At 71.8% G+C, this 15187-nt stretch carries 13 protein-coding genes; 9 read left to right on the forward strand and 4 right to left on the reverse strand.

Annotated features, from left to right (window positions below; all coding sequences use genetic code 11):
- Window positions 1-71 precede the first annotated feature (71 nt).
- From E8A49_RS17200 to E8A49_RS17240, 9 genes are all read left to right on the forward strand, one after another.
- Window positions 72-1478, forward strand: a complete 1407-nt coding sequence (locus tag E8A49_RS17200; RefSeq protein WP_293384205.1) for a hypothetical protein — start codon at window positions 72-74, stop codon at window positions 1476-1478.
- Between the two features lie 79 nt (window positions 1479-1557).
- The gene (gene ccmI, locus E8A49_RS17205) at window positions 1558-2682 is read left to right on the forward strand and encodes a c-type cytochrome biogenesis protein CcmI (RefSeq protein WP_293384208.1); all 1125 of its coding nucleotides are present in this window, start codon (window positions 1558-1560) and stop codon (window positions 2680-2682) included.
- A 1-nt stretch (window position 2683) separates the two neighbouring features.
- The gene (gene ccmE, locus E8A49_RS17210; protein WP_293384211.1) at window positions 2684-3199 is read left to right on the forward strand and encodes a cytochrome c maturation protein CcmE; all 516 of its coding nucleotides are present in this window, start codon (window positions 2684-2686) and stop codon (window positions 3197-3199) included.
- Window positions 3196-5259, forward strand: coding sequence for a heme lyase CcmF/NrfE family subunit (locus E8A49_RS17215; protein WP_293384214.1), 2064 nt, complete (start codon window positions 3196-3198; stop codon window positions 5257-5259). Before ccmE ends, E8A49_RS17215 begins: the two co-directional genes overlap by 4 nt.
- Window positions 5256-5708: a cytochrome c-type biogenesis protein gene (locus tag E8A49_RS17220; protein WP_293384217.1), complete on the forward strand. Its 453-nt coding sequence runs from the start codon at window positions 5256-5258 to the stop codon at window positions 5706-5708. The genes E8A49_RS17215 and E8A49_RS17220 overlap by 4 nt, the downstream gene beginning before the upstream one ends.
- A 147-nt stretch (window positions 5709-5855) precedes the next feature.
- A complete protein-coding gene (locus E8A49_RS17225) occupies window positions 5856-7445 on the forward strand; it encodes a Do family serine endopeptidase (RefSeq protein ID WP_293384219.1) in 1590 nt (529 codons plus the stop codon).
- 29 nt (window positions 7446-7474) lie between these two features.
- The gene (locus E8A49_RS17230; protein ID WP_293384222.1) at window positions 7475-8146 is read left to right on the forward strand and encodes a response regulator transcription factor; all 672 of its coding nucleotides are present in this window, start codon (window positions 7475-7477) and stop codon (window positions 8144-8146) included.
- Window positions 8147-8164: 18 nt separating this feature from the next.
- Complete coding sequence (locus E8A49_RS17235) at window positions 8165-9565, forward strand: HAMP domain-containing sensor histidine kinase (protein WP_293384226.1); 1401 nt, start codon at window positions 8165-8167, stop codon at window positions 9563-9565.
- Between the two features lie 106 nt (window positions 9566-9671).
- Window positions 9672-10973 (forward strand): hypothetical protein, encoded by a 1302-nt coding sequence (locus E8A49_RS17240; RefSeq protein ID WP_293384229.1) that lies wholly within the window; start codon window positions 9672-9674, stop codon window positions 10971-10973.
- Here the strand turns inward: E8A49_RS17240 and E8A49_RS17245 are convergent.
- The 4 genes from E8A49_RS17245 to E8A49_RS17260 form a co-directional block, all read right to left on the reverse strand.
- The gene (locus E8A49_RS17245; RefSeq protein WP_293384232.1) at window positions 10946-11350 is read right to left on the reverse strand and encodes a response regulator; all 405 of its coding nucleotides are present in this window, start codon (window positions 11348-11350) and stop codon (window positions 10946-10948) included. The genes E8A49_RS17240 and E8A49_RS17245 overlap by 28 nt on opposite strands.
- 12 nt (window positions 11351-11362) lie before the next feature.
- The gene (locus E8A49_RS17250; protein WP_293384235.1) at window positions 11363-13522 is read right to left on the reverse strand and encodes an ATP-binding protein; all 2160 of its coding nucleotides are present in this window, start codon (window positions 13520-13522) and stop codon (window positions 11363-11365) included.
- 151 nt (window positions 13523-13673) lie between these two features.
- Window positions 13674-14294: a histidine phosphatase family protein gene (locus E8A49_RS17255; protein WP_293384237.1), complete on the reverse strand. Its 621-nt coding sequence runs from the start codon at window positions 14292-14294 to the stop codon at window positions 13674-13676.
- Window positions 14295-14397: 103 nt separating this feature from the next.
- Window positions 14398-15168, reverse strand: a complete 771-nt coding sequence (locus E8A49_RS17260) for an SDR family NAD(P)-dependent oxidoreductase (RefSeq protein WP_293384240.1) — start codon at window positions 15166-15168, stop codon at window positions 14398-14400.
- Window positions 15169-15187: the final 19 nt, after the last annotated feature.

Below are 15187 nucleotides of genomic sequence, written 5' to 3' on the forward strand. Positions count from 1 at the left end.
TTTCGTATAACCTTAACCCTCGCGGGCGCAGGTTCCAGCCTTGCGGAACGGTGTTCCGTGAGGAGGGTTCGATGGTCGCCCTGTCCGACCGCAAGCTGAAGATCGTCAGGACCCTGGTCGAAACCGCCCCCGACCGGATCGTCGGCGGCCTGCGCCTGGCGCTGGCGGAGTCGCAAGGCGACAGCGTGCTCTCCAGCGTCCGCCAGCTGGTGGAGGCCGAGTCCCGCGACCGGCTGCTGCGAAACGCCGTCTTCCAGCCGGTGACGCCGCTGTTCGTGGGCGACGGCTCCGACACCCATGGCCTGGTCTTCCCGGTCGCCGCCCTGACCGCGATCTGGCGCGGGCTGAGGGCGCTGGCGCCCGGGCAGATGGCGGCCGCCGCCAACGCCTGGGCCGCCGTCGCCGCCGCCGAGGCGGCCGAGCAGCAGCAGCGCATCCCCGATCCCGCCGCCGCCTTCAACGCCGTCGTCCAGGTGGCCGCCGGCGCCCTGCGTAGCGTCGACGTCGCCGAGTTCCACGCCGCCGCCGAGCTGTGCGACCGGGCCCGCCCCGGCGGCGCGGCGTCGCTCGCCGCCTGCCTGGACATCGCCCCCATCGTGCGCCGCGCCCTGCCGCGCCTCGACGACTGGATCGCCCAGAGCGGCGACGAGGTCAGCGCCCCGGCCCGGGTCGCCTACAAGGACGCGGTGGCGGTCTCCGAAGACGCCGGCCCGCGGTTCTTCGAGATGCTGGCCGGCCAGCTCGATCCGCCCTGGATGGTGCTCCGGATCATCTCGGCGATCATGGACAAGCCCACCGAACGCTACCTGGCGCAGTCCGAGCTGGGCGGCTTCCCCGAGCGGGTGATGGCGGCGATCGATGAATCCCTGACCGCGGTCGCCAAGCTGGACCTCGACGGCGGCCCGGAGGCCGGCCGGGCGGCCGGGCGGCGCGTCACCCTGGTGACCGAGCAGACCTTCGAGCTGGAGACCTGCATCGAGCTCACCCGTGACCACGGCTGGGGCCACCGCATCGTCGGCCAGAAGAAGGCGCTGGCCAGCGTGGTGGAGGGCCGGCTGCGGGAGGCGGAGAAGGCCGTGGCCGAGGCGCTGCCGATGCTGACGCCGGGCTTCTCGCGGCCGCGCAAGACCGGGCCGAAGCTGGACGAGCCGCCCCCGCCGCGCGCCGTGGGCCGAGCGGTGACCCTGATGAGCTTCGTCCACGAGATTCGGCTGTGCGCCAACTACGGCGGCTTCTCGGCGGCCTATACGAAGACCACGGAGAAGATCGCCACCGCCATGGACCACTATGTGGAGGAGGTGCTGGACCACCTACGCACCGGCGACGTGGCCGACGTGGGCCTGGCGCAGGGCTTCCTGGCGATCGCCGCCGACGTCACGGGCCTGGTGCGCGACGACAAGGCCGCCGAGCTGGTGCGCCGCCGCGCCGCCAGCGCCAGCCTCACGCCGCCGGACGCCCCCGTGATGCTCGACGCGTGACATTTCAGGGCAATGCCCCCGGGCTACGAAGCGGTATGACGCACTCGCGCTCCGCCCGGCTTTCGGCTACACGCGCCGGATGATCGCCTTCTGGGTCACGGCCGGCGTCCTTTCGGCCGCGGCGGCCATGCTGATGTTGTGGCGCGCCGCGGGCGCGGCCGCCCGTCCCGAGCCCACGGATGTCACCTCCATTTTCTACCGCCGCCAGCTGGCCGAGATCGGCGACCTGGCCGACCGCGGCCTGATCGAACCCGAGGAACGCAAGAGCGCCGAGGCCGAGGCCGGCCGCCGCCTGCTGGCCGCCGCCGACGCGCCGGTCGAGGCCTGGACGCCGGGCGTCGGGCGAGGGCCGGTGCTGGCCGCCGCCATGGCCGTCCCGGCGCTGGCGCTGGCGCTCTACATCGCCGTCGGCGCGCCCGGCTTGGCCGACCAGCCCTTCTCCGCGCGCCTGGCTAAGTGGCGCGCCTCCGACCCGCGCACGCTGGCGCCCGCCGAGATGGCCGCGGTCCTGGAAAAGCTCACCAGCGAACGGCCCAACGATCCGGAGGGCTTCCGCTTCCTGGCGCTGGCCGAGGGCGCCGCCCAGAACCCCGCCGGGGCGGTCCGCGCCCTGAAGCACGCCGTGCGGCTCGCTCCCGAACGCGGCGACCTCTGGGAGATGCTGGGCGAGGCCGAAGTCTACACCGCCGGCGGCGCGCTGACCGACGACGCCATCACGGCCTTCCGCCGCACCCTGGCCCTCGACCCCAAGAACATCGCCGCCCGCTTCCAGCTGGCGCGGGCGAAGATCAAGGCCGGCGACCGCGAGGGCGGCCTGGCCGACTGGCGCGCGCTCCTGGCTGACATGGCCCCCAACGACGCCCGCCGCGCCGACCTGCAATCCGCCATCGCCGAGGCCTCCGGCGCGCCGGCCCCCGTGCAGGCCCCGCCCATGGCTGAAGGTGGTGGGGCGGCGGGCGGCCTCTCCGCCGATCAGATGTCCGCCGTGCGTGGCATGGTCGATGGCCTGGCCGCCAAGCTGCAGGCCAATCCGGACGATCAGGAGGGCTGGGTGCGGCTGGTCCGCGCCTATGCCGTGCTGGGCGACGCGGGCAAGCGCGACGCGGCCCTGAAGGCCGCCCGCGCCCGCTACGCCGGCAAACCCGAAGTGCTGGACGCCCTGACGCAGGCGGCGGCCGCCGCGCCGATGAAGCAGGGTCAATAGGATGAGCTGGCTTCCAAAATCCCCCAAGGCGCGGCGGCGGCTGACCCTGGTGGCCGCCATCGCCCCGGTGCTGGCGCTGGCCGTTGGCCTGACGCTCTGGGGCCTCAGGGATTCGATCTCGTTCTTCTACACGCCGTCGCAGGCCGCCGCGGCGCATCCGCCGCCGGGGCGCTCGGTGCAGCTGGGCGGCATGGTGCGGATGGGCAGCGTCGCCAAGCACCCGGACGGCCGCGTCGACTTCGTGGTCGTCGACCGCACGGCCGAGGACAAGGTCAGCTTCCAGGGCGACCTGCCGGACCTGTTCCGCGAGGGCCAGGGCGTGGTGGCCGTGGGCGCCTTCCGCGGCGATGGCGTCTTCGAGGCCAAGCAGGTGCTGGCCAAGCACGACGAGAAGTACATGCCGCCCGATCTGCAGAAGGCGCTGAAGGCGCAGGGCGAGTGGCGCGGCGACGGCTCGACCCCCGACTACGCCAAGGCGCAGCCCCCGATGCAGCCCCAAAGCCAGCCCAAGACATGATCGCCGAATTCGGATCCTTCGCGCTTGTCCTGGGGCTGGCCTTCGCCGCGGCGCAGTTCGTGTTGTCGGCCGCCGCGCGGCTGCGCCGCTCCACGGTGCTGGCGGCGGCGGGCGAGGGCGCAGCGGTGGCGGCGTTCGCCGGCGTGGCCATCGCGTTCGCCTGCCTGATCCACGCGTTCGTCACCTCCGACTTCTCGGTGGCCAACGTCGCCGCCAACTCGCACACGCAAAAGCCGCTGCTCTACAAGGTGGCCGGGACCTGGGGCAGCCACGAGGGCTCGATCCTGCTCTGGTGCCTGATCCTCACCGGCTATGGCGCGGCGGCCGCCACGCTCGGGCGCGGCCTGCCGCGGGGCCTGAAGGCCTCGATGGTGGCGACGCAAGGGGCGCTGGGAACGGTGTTCCTGGCCTATACGGTCTTTGCCTCCAATCCGCTGGCGCGCCTGCCGCTGGACCGCATCCCGGTGGAGGGCAATTCGCTCAATCCGCTGCTGCAGGACCCCGCGCTCGCCATCCATCCGCCCTTCCTCTACTCGGGCTACGTCGGGATGAGCGTCGTATTCTCGCTGGCCGTGGCGGCGCTGATCGAGGGGCGCGTCGACGCGGCCTGGGCGCGCTGGGTCAGGCCCTGGGCGCTCGCCGCCTGGAGCCTGCTCACCGTCGGCATCACGCTGGGCGCCTTCTGGGCCTACTACGAGCTGGGCTGGGGCGGCTGGTGGTTCTGGGACCCGGTGGAGAACGCCTCGTTCATGCCCTGGCTGATGGCCACGGCCCTACTGCACTCGGCCATCGTCACCGAGAAGCGCGGGGCGCTGGCGGGCTGGAGCCTGTTCCTGGCGATCGGCGCCTTCACCTTCTCGATGCTGGGCGCCTTCCTGGTGCGCTCGGGCGTCTTGACCAGCGTCCACGCCTTTGCGGTCGATCCCAAGCGCGGGGTGCTGCTGCTGATCATCCTGGGCGTGACGGCGGGCTCGGCCTTCACCCTCTTCGCCTGGCGCGCGCCGAAGCTCAGCCGCGGCGGGGTCTTCGCCCCGATCAGCCGCGAGAGCGCCCTGGTGCTGAACAACATCCTGTTGGCCGCGGCCACCATGACGGTGATGCTGGGCACCCTCTATCCGCTGATCCGCGAGGCCATGACCGGCGAGGCGATCTCGGTGGGCCCGCCCTACTTCAACCTGACCTTCGCGCCCTTGATGGCCTGCCTGGGCCTGGTCCTGCCGGCCGGGCCGCTCTTGGCCTGGAAACGCGGCGACCTGGCGGGCGTGGCCCAGCGGCTGTGGGCCGCGGCCCTGATCGCGCTCGCCTGCGGCGTGGGCGCCTACGCACTGGTGAGCCCGCGCAAGGCCTTCGGCGCGCTCGGCATCGCGCTGGGCGCCTGGCTGGTGGCCGGCGCGCTCACTGAACTGGCCGAGCGCACGCGCGCCTTCCGCGTCTCCGCCGGCGACAGCTGGCGCCGGCTGACCGGCCTGCCGCGCGGGGCGTGGGGCATGACGCTGGCGCACCTGGGCCTGGGCGTCTTCGTCCTGGGCGCCTGCTGCGAGCTGGGCTGGCGGGGCGAGGCCGCCGAGGCCCTGCCGCTGGGCGGCTCGCTGGACGTGGCCGGCTATCACCTGACGCTCGAGACGGTTGGCCCGCGCGAGGGCAAGAACTTCGACGCCGAGCGCGCCCTGATTCGGGTGACCAAGGCCGGCCGCGAGATCTGCACCGGCGAGCCGGACCGGCGCTTCTACCCGGCCGGCGGCCAGACCATCTCCGGCATCGCGCTCTGCTACCGTGGCGCCTCGCACCTCTACATGGTGCTGGGCGAGCGGCGAACGACCGCCCCGGATTCTTCAGGAAGGGGAGGTATGCCGGTCTGGCTGATCCGCGCCTACTGGAACCCGTGGGCCAGCCTGATCTTCCTGGGTCCGGTGATCATGGCGCTGGGCGGGATCGCCTCGCTCTCCGACCGCCGGATGCGCCTGGGCGTGGGCCGCCGGCGCGAGGCGCAGGCCGCGCCCGCCACGCCGGACGCCCCGCCGCCGACACCGCTGCGTCCGGGGCAGGAGCAGACGGCGTGAGGCTGAAGGCGGTCGCGGCGATCTTCGCGGGCCTCCTCTGCCTGGCCGCCGCCGCCGACCCGGCCGACCGCCTGGCGGACCCCGCGCAGGAAGCCCGCGCCCGGGCGATCTTCCAGGACGTCCGCTGCCTGGTCTGCCAGAACGAGTCCATCGACGACAGCGAGGCGGAACTGGCCGGCGACCTGCGCCGCACCGTCCGCGAGCAGGTCAAGGCCGGGCGCAGCGACGCGGAGATCAAGCGCTTCCTCACCGACCGCTACGGTGAGTTCGTACTCATGACGCCGCGCTTTTCCTGGGTGAACCTGGCGCTGTGGGGCGGCCCTTTCGCGGTGGTCATTCTGGGGGCAGGCCTGCTGCTCACGCGCCTGCGGAACCGAACGGGCGAGCCGGAACTCTCCCCCGAGGAGGCGGAACGTGTGAGACGGCTGTCGCAAACCGATCCCACCTGACATGATCACGCCCTATAACGGTCGGATAGCCTTGGGCAGGCTATCCGAAAGGTAACTTGAGCGCGGTTGCGCTCTCGTGCATCGAGCCTAGGTTTACGGGGCGCGACCGCCAGGCAACGGCGGCGCGCAGAGGGAAACAGTAGTCCTATGACCTCCAAGAAGACCGGCTATCTCCTGGGCGCCATCGCGGGCGCCGGCGTCATGGCCGCCGCCGTCGCGGGGGCCGGCATGCGGTTGCCCGATGCGCACGCCGACGGCGCGCACCTGATCAAGGCTTCCACCGCCCCGATCTTCGCGCCGCCGCCCGGCGCGCCGATGTCCTTCGCCGACATCTTCGACAAGGTCTCGCCGGCGGTGGTTTCGATCAATGTGACCAGCCGGGTGGACGCGAGCGCCCTGCGCCGCATCCCGGGCTTCGAGAACTTCCCCGGCGGCCCTCCCGGCGGCGGCGGCGACGACGAGGACGGCCCGCCCCAGTCGGGCGGCGGCGGGGGCGGCGGGCGCACCGAGCGCGGCCAGCCGAAGCTGCCGACCCAGCAGTCCGCCGGCTCCGGCTTCTTCATCTCCGCCGACGGCTACATCGTCACCAACAACCACGTCGTCGAGAACGCCGAGACCATCAAGGTCGTCCTGAAGGACGAGACCGAGCTCGACGCCACCGTGGTCGGCCGCGACGAGGGCACGGACCTCGCGGTGATCAAGGTCAAGGGCGGCCGCGCCAACTTCCCGTTCGTCAGCTTCGAGAACGCCGGCAAGCCGCGGGTCGGCGACTGGGTGATCGCGGTCGGCAACCCCTTCGGCTTGGGCGGCACGGCCACCGCCGGCATCATCTCGGCCTATGGCCGCGACATCGGCGAGAACTTCGTCGACTACATCCAGATCGACGCCCCGATCAACCGCGGCAACTCCGGCGGTCCGACCTTCGACATCTATGGCCGGGTGATCGGGGTGAACACGGCGATCTTCTCGCCGTCGGGCGGTTCGGTGGGCATCGGCTTCGCCATCCCCGCCGACGTGGCCGACAGCGTCACCAAGCAGCTGATCAGCGGCGGCAAGATCCAGCGTGGCTACATCGGCGCCACGATCCAGAACTTCACCGCCGACATGGCCGAGGCGCAAGGCCTGGGCTCGCAGAAGGGCGCCATCGTCTCCGACACCGTGGCCGGCGGCCCCTCGGCCCGCGGCGGCCTGATGCCCGGCGACGTCATCGTCGCGGTCAACGGCGTGGCCATCAAGACCTCCATCGAGCTGACCCGCGAGGTGGCCAAGGCCAAGCCTGGCGACGTCATCAAGCTGGACGTGATCCGCGAGGGCAAGCACCGCGCCATCGAGATCCGCTCGGGCATCCGTCCGTCGGAGAAGGATCTGGCGCTCAACGACAACACCCCCGGCGGCGGCGATCACGGGCTGACCACTCCGCCCACCGCGCCGCATCCGTCGGTGCTGGGCATGGCGCTGGGCCCACTGGACGACGCCGCGCGCCGCCGGCTCAACGCTCCGCCTGAGGCCAAGGGCGTGGTCATCGAGAGCGTCGACCCGACCTCCGACGCCGGCCAGAAGGGCATCCGCCGCGGCGACATCATCGTCCAGGCGCCCCTGGGCCGCCAGGTGACCACGGCCGCCGAGGTCGAGGCCGCCGCGGCCGAGGCCAAGAAGGCGGGCCGTCCGGGCGTGGTGTTCGGCATCCTGCGCCAGGGCCGCACGACCTACCTCACCCTGAAGTTCGTGCCGGGCTAGGCCTTAGGTTTTCGGGGCGGGAACAGACGATGCGGATCCTGATAGTCGAGGACGACCTCGAGGCGGCGGAAGCCATGGACCGGGGGCTGAGCGAAGCGGGCAACGCCTGCGTCCGCGCGGCCGACGGCGAAGAGGGCCTGACCGCCGCGCGCGACGGCGAGTTCGACGTGATGATCGTCGACCGCATGATGCCGAAGATGAACGGCGTGCAGCTGGTCGAGACCCTGCGGCGCGAGGGCGACCAGACGCCGGTGCTGTTCCTCTCGGCGCTCGGCGAGGTCAACGACCGGGTGGCGGGCCTGCAGGCCGGCGGCGACGACTATCTGGTCAAGCCCTACGCCTTCGCCGAGCTGATCGCCCGGGTCGCGGCCCTGGCGCGCCGCCGCGAGACCGGCTCCGTGCAAACCCTGCTGAAGGTCGGCGAGCTGGAGATGGACCTGATCGGCCGCACGGTGCACCGCCAGGGCAAGGAGATCGACCTGCAGCCGCGCGAGTTCCAGCTCCTGGAATTCATGATGCGCCACGCCGGCCAGTCGGTGACCCGCACCATGCTGCTGGAAAAGGTCTGGGAGTACCACTTCGACCCGCAGACCAACGTCATCGACGTGCACATCTCGCGCCTGCGCTCGAAGATCGACAAGGGCTTCGACCGACCGATGCTGCAGACCGTCCGCGGCGCGGGCTACCGGCTGGACGCTTAGGGGGCGAGTGGCGCGCCCATGCGCCTGCCGCGCATATTCCGCACCACGCCGTTCCGGCTGACGCTGCTGTTCCTGGCGCTGTTCCTCAGCGCCGCCAGCGCCCTGCTCGCCTACATCTATGTGGCCACGGCCGGCGAGGCCTCGCGGCGCACCGACGAGGAGATCCGCCGGGAGATGCACTCCCTGGTGGCGGCCTACGACCGCGCAGGCGTCAGCGCCGTCAACCAGTCGCTGATCGAGCGCGCCGCCAGCGAGCGGCCGTTCCTCTACCTCCTGATGAACAAGGACCAGAAGCGGATCTCCGGCTCCATCGAGGAGAGCCCGGTGGAGAAGTTCAACGGCGATCCCACCTGGACCACTTTCCAGGTCACCGATGTCGACGCCGCCGGCCGCACGGTCAAGCACCCGGCGCGGGGCCTGCAGCAGCGGCTGAGCATGGGCCAGGTGCTGTTCGTCGGCGCCGACGTGGGCGAGGACGAGGCCTATGTGGCCCAGGTGGTCCGCGCGCTCTGGGGCGCCGGCGCGCTCACCGTGGTGCTGGGCCTCTGCTGCGGCCTTCTGATGAGCCGCAACGTCACCCGCTCGATGACCGGCCTGACCGAGGTGGTGGAGGCGGTGCGCAACGGCGACCTGGGCGCGCGGGCCCATGTGCGCGGCGCCCGCGATGAGTTCGACGAGCTGGCCGCCGGCATCAACGAGATGCTGGACCGGCTGGAGCGCTCGATGGCCGGCCACCGCCACGCCGGCGACGCCATCGCCCACGACCTGCGCTCGCCGCTCACCCGCCTGCGCGCCCGGCTGGAGGTGGCCTACCTCGACGTCGAGGCCGGCAAGGGCGACCCGACCCAGGCGCTGGCCCAGGCCCTGGAGGACACCGACGGCGTGCTGAAGACCTTCGCCGCGGTGCTGTCGATCGCCCGCCTGCAGGCCGCCGGCGCCGCGCCGGACCCGGTGCTGTTCGACCCCTCGGAGCTGGCGGCCAGCATCTCCGAGCTCTACGAGCCGCTCTGCGAGGACAAGGGCATCGATTTCGCCGCCGAGCTGGCCGACGGCCTGCAGGCGCGCGGCAACCGCGAGTTCCTGGCCCAGGCGCTGGCCAACATCCTCGACAACGCCGTGAAGTACACCCCCGCCGGCGGGGCGATCATGCTGCGGGTGCGCCGCCGCTCCTCCGGCGAGATCGAGTTCTCGGTGACCGACACCGGCCCCGGCGTCCCGGACGGCGACCGCGAGCGGGTGGTGGAGCGCTTCGTGCGCCTGGAGAACAGCCGCAACCAGCCTGGCGCGGGCCTGGGCCTTTCCCTGGTCGCCGCGGTGGCCGAGGCGCATGGCGGCCGCCTCGAACTCGCCGAAGGCCCCGGCAAGGTGGGCGAGATGGGCCCGGGGCTGCGGGTGGCGCTGATGTTGCCGCGGGCCTAGCGGCCGAGCGCCGTTAGGGTCCTGGGAACGACTTCCATGCGACAATGCGCCACATCTAGGGACCGTGCGAGGGGATCGTGCGGGTCTGGCAGACAGGAAGGGCCCGATGGGCGCCGGACTACTGAACTCGCTGGCCGAGGTGGCCAAGCGGCTGCTGCAGGATCGCGCGGAAGACCGTGGGCCCGGCGGAGTCTCTCGCCGTCGTTCCGCCGCCGGGCGGCCGGGCGAGGCGGCGGTGGTGCCGGTCAGCAGCTTCCGCATGGTGGGGCTAGCCGAGGTCCAGGGCAGGCTCGCCGACAGGTGGCCGGCCGTCGCCGAGAAGGTCCATGCCACCGCCCGCAGCGTCATTCAGCGGCACCTTGTGCGCGGCGACGTCTTCGATCAGCACGGCGACGACGGCTACCTCGTGTTGTTCGCGACGCTCGGGCCTGACGAGGCCGAGTTCAAGAGCCGCATCATCGCGCGCGAAATCGTTGAGCGCCTGCTGGGCGAGGACGAGGCCGCTGGCCTGAACATCGCCGCCCACTGCGCGGCGATCCCCGCGCAGGCCCTGGTGGACGGGGACGTGGCGTTCGTCCTGGACCAGGCGCTGGAGGCGGCGGAGAGCAAGTCCGCTCCTACCGCGCCGGTGTCGGAGGCTGCGTCGGCCCCCTGGGTTTTCGCCGCCGATGGGCCTGGGGCGGAAGGCGCGACACATGGCTATTCGCCGGTGTGGGACACTCGGCAGATGACGCTGCTGCACTTCCGGGCGCACGCGTCCCGGGCCTGGGCCGAGTTCGACGACCGGACGCGGGAGCTCCAGGCCTACAAGAGCGATATCGCCCTGGTGCGCGCGGTGGCCGTCGATCTGCGGGGGTTGGCCGCAGAGGGCCGCAGGCTTCCCGTGACGGTGGCGATCGAGCATTCAAGCCTGTCGGTAAACAGCCAGCGGGCCAGCGTGATCCAGGCCCTGGCCGTCATCCCGGGCGCGGCGCGCAAGATCCTGACGCTGGAAATCAGCGCCCCGAGCGACGGCTTCTGGACCTACGGCTGCAAGTCGTTCCTGGAGATGATCCGGCCGCTGGGCGTCGGGCTGGCGGCGCGGGTGCGCCTGGACGAGGCGCAGGCCATGCCGCCGGCCGGAGGATTGAAGTGCGTGGCCACGGACCTGGAGGGGCCGCCGCTGCGCGAAGCGGCCAGCCTGCGGCTGCTCACGGCCTTCGGCGGGCTGGCGCGGGCGCAAGGGCATGAGTGCGCGGCCTACGGGCTGAAATCCAGGGCCCTCGTCCTGGGGGCGATCGGCGCGGGGTTCCGCTACGTGGCAGGGCCGGCGGTGCATCCCGACGTGGGCGGCCTGTCCACCGCGCTGCGGTTCGAGCCGATCGACCTCTACGCCGACATTCAGCGCGCGGCGGCCCGCGCGTCGTAGCCGCCGGCCGCGGGCTGCAGGGCGGCGTCGACCGCCGCGATCAGTTCGGCCTGGCGGATCGGCTTGGTCAGGGTCGCCGAGGCGCCCAGCTGCTCCGCCAGGGTCAGGAACAGGTCGCCGCCGCGGCTGCCGCCGCCCGACATGGCGATGATCGGCGTCTGCGGCGCCCGGCGGCGAAGCTCGCCGATGGTCTCCACACCTTCGCGGTTGGGCATGATGATGTCGGTCAGCACGAGGTCGGGCATCTGGACGTCGAACTGCGCCAGGCCCTGGTCGCCGTCCTCGGCCTCCACCACTGTGTGCCCCGCCCGTTCCAGAAGGGCGCGCAGGGTGCGCCGCAGCATCTGCTCGTCGTCGATCACCAGGATGAGGGCCATCTTGCTTTCTCCTTACGCACTACGTCGGTCGGCGGCCGAAGCCGGCGGGTCCTGGGCGGGCGCGGCGTCGACCGCGAGCGCCTCGCGCAGCTTCGCGGCCAGCTCCGTCACCCGATAGGGTTTGCTGATCACCATGTCGGCGCCGGTGACCCGGTTGTTGTTGGCGGTGGCGGCGCTGGTGAAGCCGGTGGTGAAGAGCGCCTTCAGGTCCGGCCGGGTCTCGCGCGCGGCGGCGATCATCTCGATGCCGGTCATGCCGCCAGGCATCACGATATCGGAGAAGACCAGGTCGACGCCGTGGTCGGCGGCCAGCGCCTCCAGGCCCGCCGCGCCGCTATCGGCCTCGAGGACCTGGTAGCCGAGTTCGGTCAGCTGGCGCACCGCCACGCGGCGGACGTCGACGTTGTCCTCGACCACCAGCACCCGCTCGCCACGGCCCTTCACCGGGCCGGCGGCCGGGGCTTTCGCGGCTTCGATGGCCTCGTTGGAGCGCGGCAGGTAGAGCCGCACGGTCGTGCCATGGCCCACCTCGCTATAGATGCGCAGCTGGCCTCCCGACTGCTTTGCGAAACCGTAGATCATGCTGAGGCCCAGGCCGCTGCCCTGGCCCACGCCCTTGGTGGTGAAGAAGGGCTCGACGACCTTGGCCAGGAGCTCGGGCGGGATGCCGCTGCCGGTGTCGGAGACCGCCACGACGGCATAGTCGCCGGGCGGCAGTTCGGGATTGTCGGGATCGACGGTGGCGTTGGTCGTCTCGACCGTCAGCACGCCGCCGTCCGGCATGGCGTCGCGGGCGTTGATCACCAGGTTCAGCAGCGAGGATTCCATCTGCGCGGGATCGAGCTTGGTGCGCCACAGGTCCCCCGCGAGCGCCAGCTTGACGGTGACGGTCTCGCCCAGGGTGCGCCGCCACAAGGGGCCCATGCCCTCCACCAGGGTGTTCAGGTCCACCACCTTCGGGTCCAGGGTCTGGCGGCGCGAGAAGGCGAGCAGCTGCTTGGTGAGCTCCGAGCCCTTCAACGCGGCCTCCAGGGCGGTGTCGGCGAACTCCTTCTCGAGGGAGCCCGCCTGCAGATCGCCGGAGATCAGGTCGAGGTTGCCGATGATGACCGCCAGCAGGTTGTTGAAGTCGTGCGCGAGGCCGCCGGTGAGCTGGCCGACCGACTCCATCTTCTGGGCCTGGCGCAACTGGGCGGCGGCGGTTTCCCGGTCGGTGACGTCCTGGCAAAAGCCGATCAGGCCGACCGGCCGGCCGTCGGCGTCCAGCTCGGGGCGGCCTTCGACCCAGCAACACCGCTCGCTGCCGTCGGTGTGCTGCAGCCGCAGGCTGAAGCTGAAGGCTTCGGTGTGCTCGCCGGCGAGCAGCGACGCCAGCCGTTCCCGGCCGTCGTCGTCCAGGCGCTCCATCATCCGCTCCACCGCGGGCGGGCCGTCCGCCGCATCGAGGCCGAAGATCTCGTAGAGCTCGTCCGACCACTCCGGGCGCGCCCCTCCGAGCGGCTGGCGCCAAGAGCCGATCTTGGCGATACGCTGGGTCTCCTGCAGTGACGCCTCGGCGCGGCGGACGCCGGCGAGGGTGGCGTTGAGTTCCCGCCAGGCGGCCGACAGCTGCTGGCGCGCCGACCAGAACTCGATGGCCAGCATGGCGATCACGAAGGTCTGGGCGACGGCCCGCAACACCTGGCCCTCGTGCAGGGCCGTCCTGGCGAGGCCGACGCCCACAAGGCCCAGGATACCGACCCAGGGCACCAGGCTGGCGGCCAGGATGAGCGGAGACCGGTAGTGGCGCATCAGGACGTGCACCAGGGCCGCGCTGATGATTGCAAAGCCGAACAGCTTGTCGCCGCCCTGGCCCTTGGCGATCAGGGACAGGGCCGCGAGCGCGAAGAGGGTGGTCACCAGCACCCGCATGACGGCGGCCAGCCGGGCGCTGACCGGCGCGCCCGCGGGCGCGTTCGCGGCGCGCTCCAGCAGGCGGTCCTCAATCAGCGCGGCCACAGCGGTGGCGGCCATCCAGCCCGCCACCAGCCTCCCTGGAAGGGTCAGCATCGCCGTGAGGCCGATCATGCCGATGCCGAGCGCCTGGACGATCAGGTTCTGTACGCCATGGAAGGCGGATGGGGTCGTCCGCAAGCGCACGACGACAGAGGGCAGACGTTTCGCCAAAGCCATACGCGCCGCTCCTCTTCACAAAGTGAAGCCGAGCGCATCGTCGCTATATGATATTAATAATGCCTTCACGCCTGAGGGACGCGGCAGGCCCATTCGCGGTGGGACGGCCCTATCTCCCCGCCGCCACTCGTCCTGCTTGAGCCGGGAGGCGTTACACCGCTTCCAGGTGCTCGGTGGCGTTGACGCCCAGGACCTGAACGTGGCCGCCGGGGGCGTCGATCTCCGTGATGCTGCAGGGCGACATCACCAGGCGCCGGTAGGCCGAGAGCGGCTGGTCGAGCGCCTGCATCAGAACGGCGCGTCCGACGCTGTCGTGGGTGACCAGCACGAGCACCCGGCCCTCGCCTACGCCTTCGGCCGCCGCCAACCGCAGCGCGTCGCCAGCGCGCAGCACCAGGTCTTGCAGCGACTCCCCGCCCGGGAAGCGCACGCTGGCCGGCGCGGAATACCAGCGGTCATAGAGGTCCCGATCGGCCGCCCGCGCCGCCTCGTGGGTCAGCCAGGTCCAGTCGCCGTAGTCGAGGTCGTTGAGCGCCTCGACCACCCGCGCCTTCGCGCCGGTGGCCTCGGCGATCGCCCGCCCGGTCTCCACGCAGCGTTGCAGGGGGCTGGTCCAGACGGCCGCCACCTCCACGCCCGCCGCGATCCGCGCCGCCGTCGCCGCCGCCTGCCGTTGACCGAGCGCGGTCAGCGGCAGCTCGCGCCGCCCGCGGAACCGCGGCGGCTCGATCCCCTCCACGTGCCCGTGCCGAACCATCAGGATGCGCGTCATGTTCAGGCTCCGATCACTGCGCGTTGGTAGCCCGGACGCGGCCCACTTGTCGCGGACCGTCGGCCAGTCTCGGAGAACGACGAGCTCGCCGCGCCTCAGGCGCTCAACCTGGCAGCCCCACCCCCGAAATCTCGGCGCAGATGGCGAGGAGGCGGTCCTGCAGCGCCGGGTCTTGGGCCTGTGGGTTCGGCGCCATGCGCTTCAGGTGATAGAAATAGCCGCCGCTCACCTGCGCCTTCGGATCCTCGCCGGCGGCCAGCCAGGCTTGGGTGAGATGCGCCTGCGCCATGTCGTCGGGCGCCCCCGGGCCGCCCATCTTGGTCGGGACCCAGCCGGGTTCCAGGGCGTTGGACAACACCTGCGGCCAGCGCCGCGCCAGGGCGAAGGCGAGAATCGTATCGTGCAGCTTGCTCTCGGCGTAGGCCTGCGAGCCGTCCCAGCGGCGCGTCCGCCACAGGATGTCGTCAAGGTGGGCGTCGGCGTGGTGGTGCATGCCGGAGCTCAGGTAGACGAGCCGCTTCGGACGTTCGATCAGCGCGGTCAGGATGTAGGCCGAGAGCGTGTTGATCGCGAAGACGTGCGGCAGGCCGTCGGCCGTGAGGCGATGGCCTTCGCGATAGCCGACCGCCGCATTGTGGATCACCGCGTCGAACTGGCCGAGCGCGTTGACCTGGGCGGCCACATCCTTCGCGCCGGCGATGGTCTCGATGTCGCCGGTCACCACCGCCTCCGCCTGGGGCAGGGCGCGGCGGGCGTCCTCGGCGCGGTCGGCGTTGCGGGCGTGGAGGACGACCGCGTGGCCCTGGCTCGCCAGCCGTTCGCCGGCCATCAGGCCGAGACCCGTGGACGAGCCGGAAATGAAGATGCGTGACATGTTCTGTCTCCTTGAACGG

Origin of the sequence: Phenylobacterium sp. (assembly GCF_004799515.1) — a bacterium.
Taxonomy (GTDB): Bacteria; Pseudomonadota; Alphaproteobacteria; order Caulobacterales; family Caulobacteraceae; genus Phenylobacterium.

Coding starts and splice junctions, on each gene's coding strand:
- E8A49_RS17235 (WP_293384226.1), top strand. CDS start 8,165: ATGCGCCTGCCGCGCATATTCCGCACCACGCCGTTCCGGCTGACGCTG.
- E8A49_RS17200 (WP_293384205.1), top strand. CDS start 72: ATGGTCGCCCTGTCCGACCGCAAGCTGAAGATCGTCAGGACCCTGGTC.
- E8A49_RS17215 (WP_293384214.1), top strand. CDS start 3,196: ATGATCGCCGAATTCGGATCCTTCGCGCTTGTCCTGGGGCTGGCCTTC.
- E8A49_RS17245 (WP_293384232.1), bottom strand. CDS start 11,350: ATGGCCCTCATCCTGGTGATCGACGACGAGCAGATGCTGCGGCGCACC.
- E8A49_RS17230 (WP_293384222.1), top strand. CDS start 7,475: ATGCGGATCCTGATAGTCGAGGACGACCTCGAGGCGGCGGAAGCCATG.
- ccmE (WP_293384211.1), top strand. CDS start 2,684: ATGAGCTGGCTTCCAAAATCCCCCAAGGCGCGGCGGCGGCTGACCCTG.
- E8A49_RS17225 (WP_293384219.1), top strand. CDS start 5,856: ATGACCTCCAAGAAGACCGGCTATCTCCTGGGCGCCATCGCGGGCGCC.
- E8A49_RS17260 (WP_293384240.1), bottom strand. CDS start 15,168: ATGTCACGCATCTTCATTTCCGGCTCGTCCACGGGTCTCGGCCTGATG.
- ccmI (WP_293384208.1), top strand. CDS start 1,558: ATGATCGCCTTCTGGGTCACGGCCGGCGTCCTTTCGGCCGCGGCGGCC.
- E8A49_RS17255 (WP_293384237.1), bottom strand. CDS start 14,294: ATGACGCGCATCCTGATGGTTCGGCACGGGCACGTGGAGGGGATCGAG.
- E8A49_RS17250 (WP_293384235.1), bottom strand. CDS start 13,522: ATGGCTTTGGCGAAACGTCTGCCCTCTGTCGTCGTGCGCTTGCGGACG.
- E8A49_RS17240 (WP_293384229.1), top strand. CDS start 9,672: ATGGGCGCCGGACTACTGAACTCGCTGGCCGAGGTGGCCAAGCGGCTG.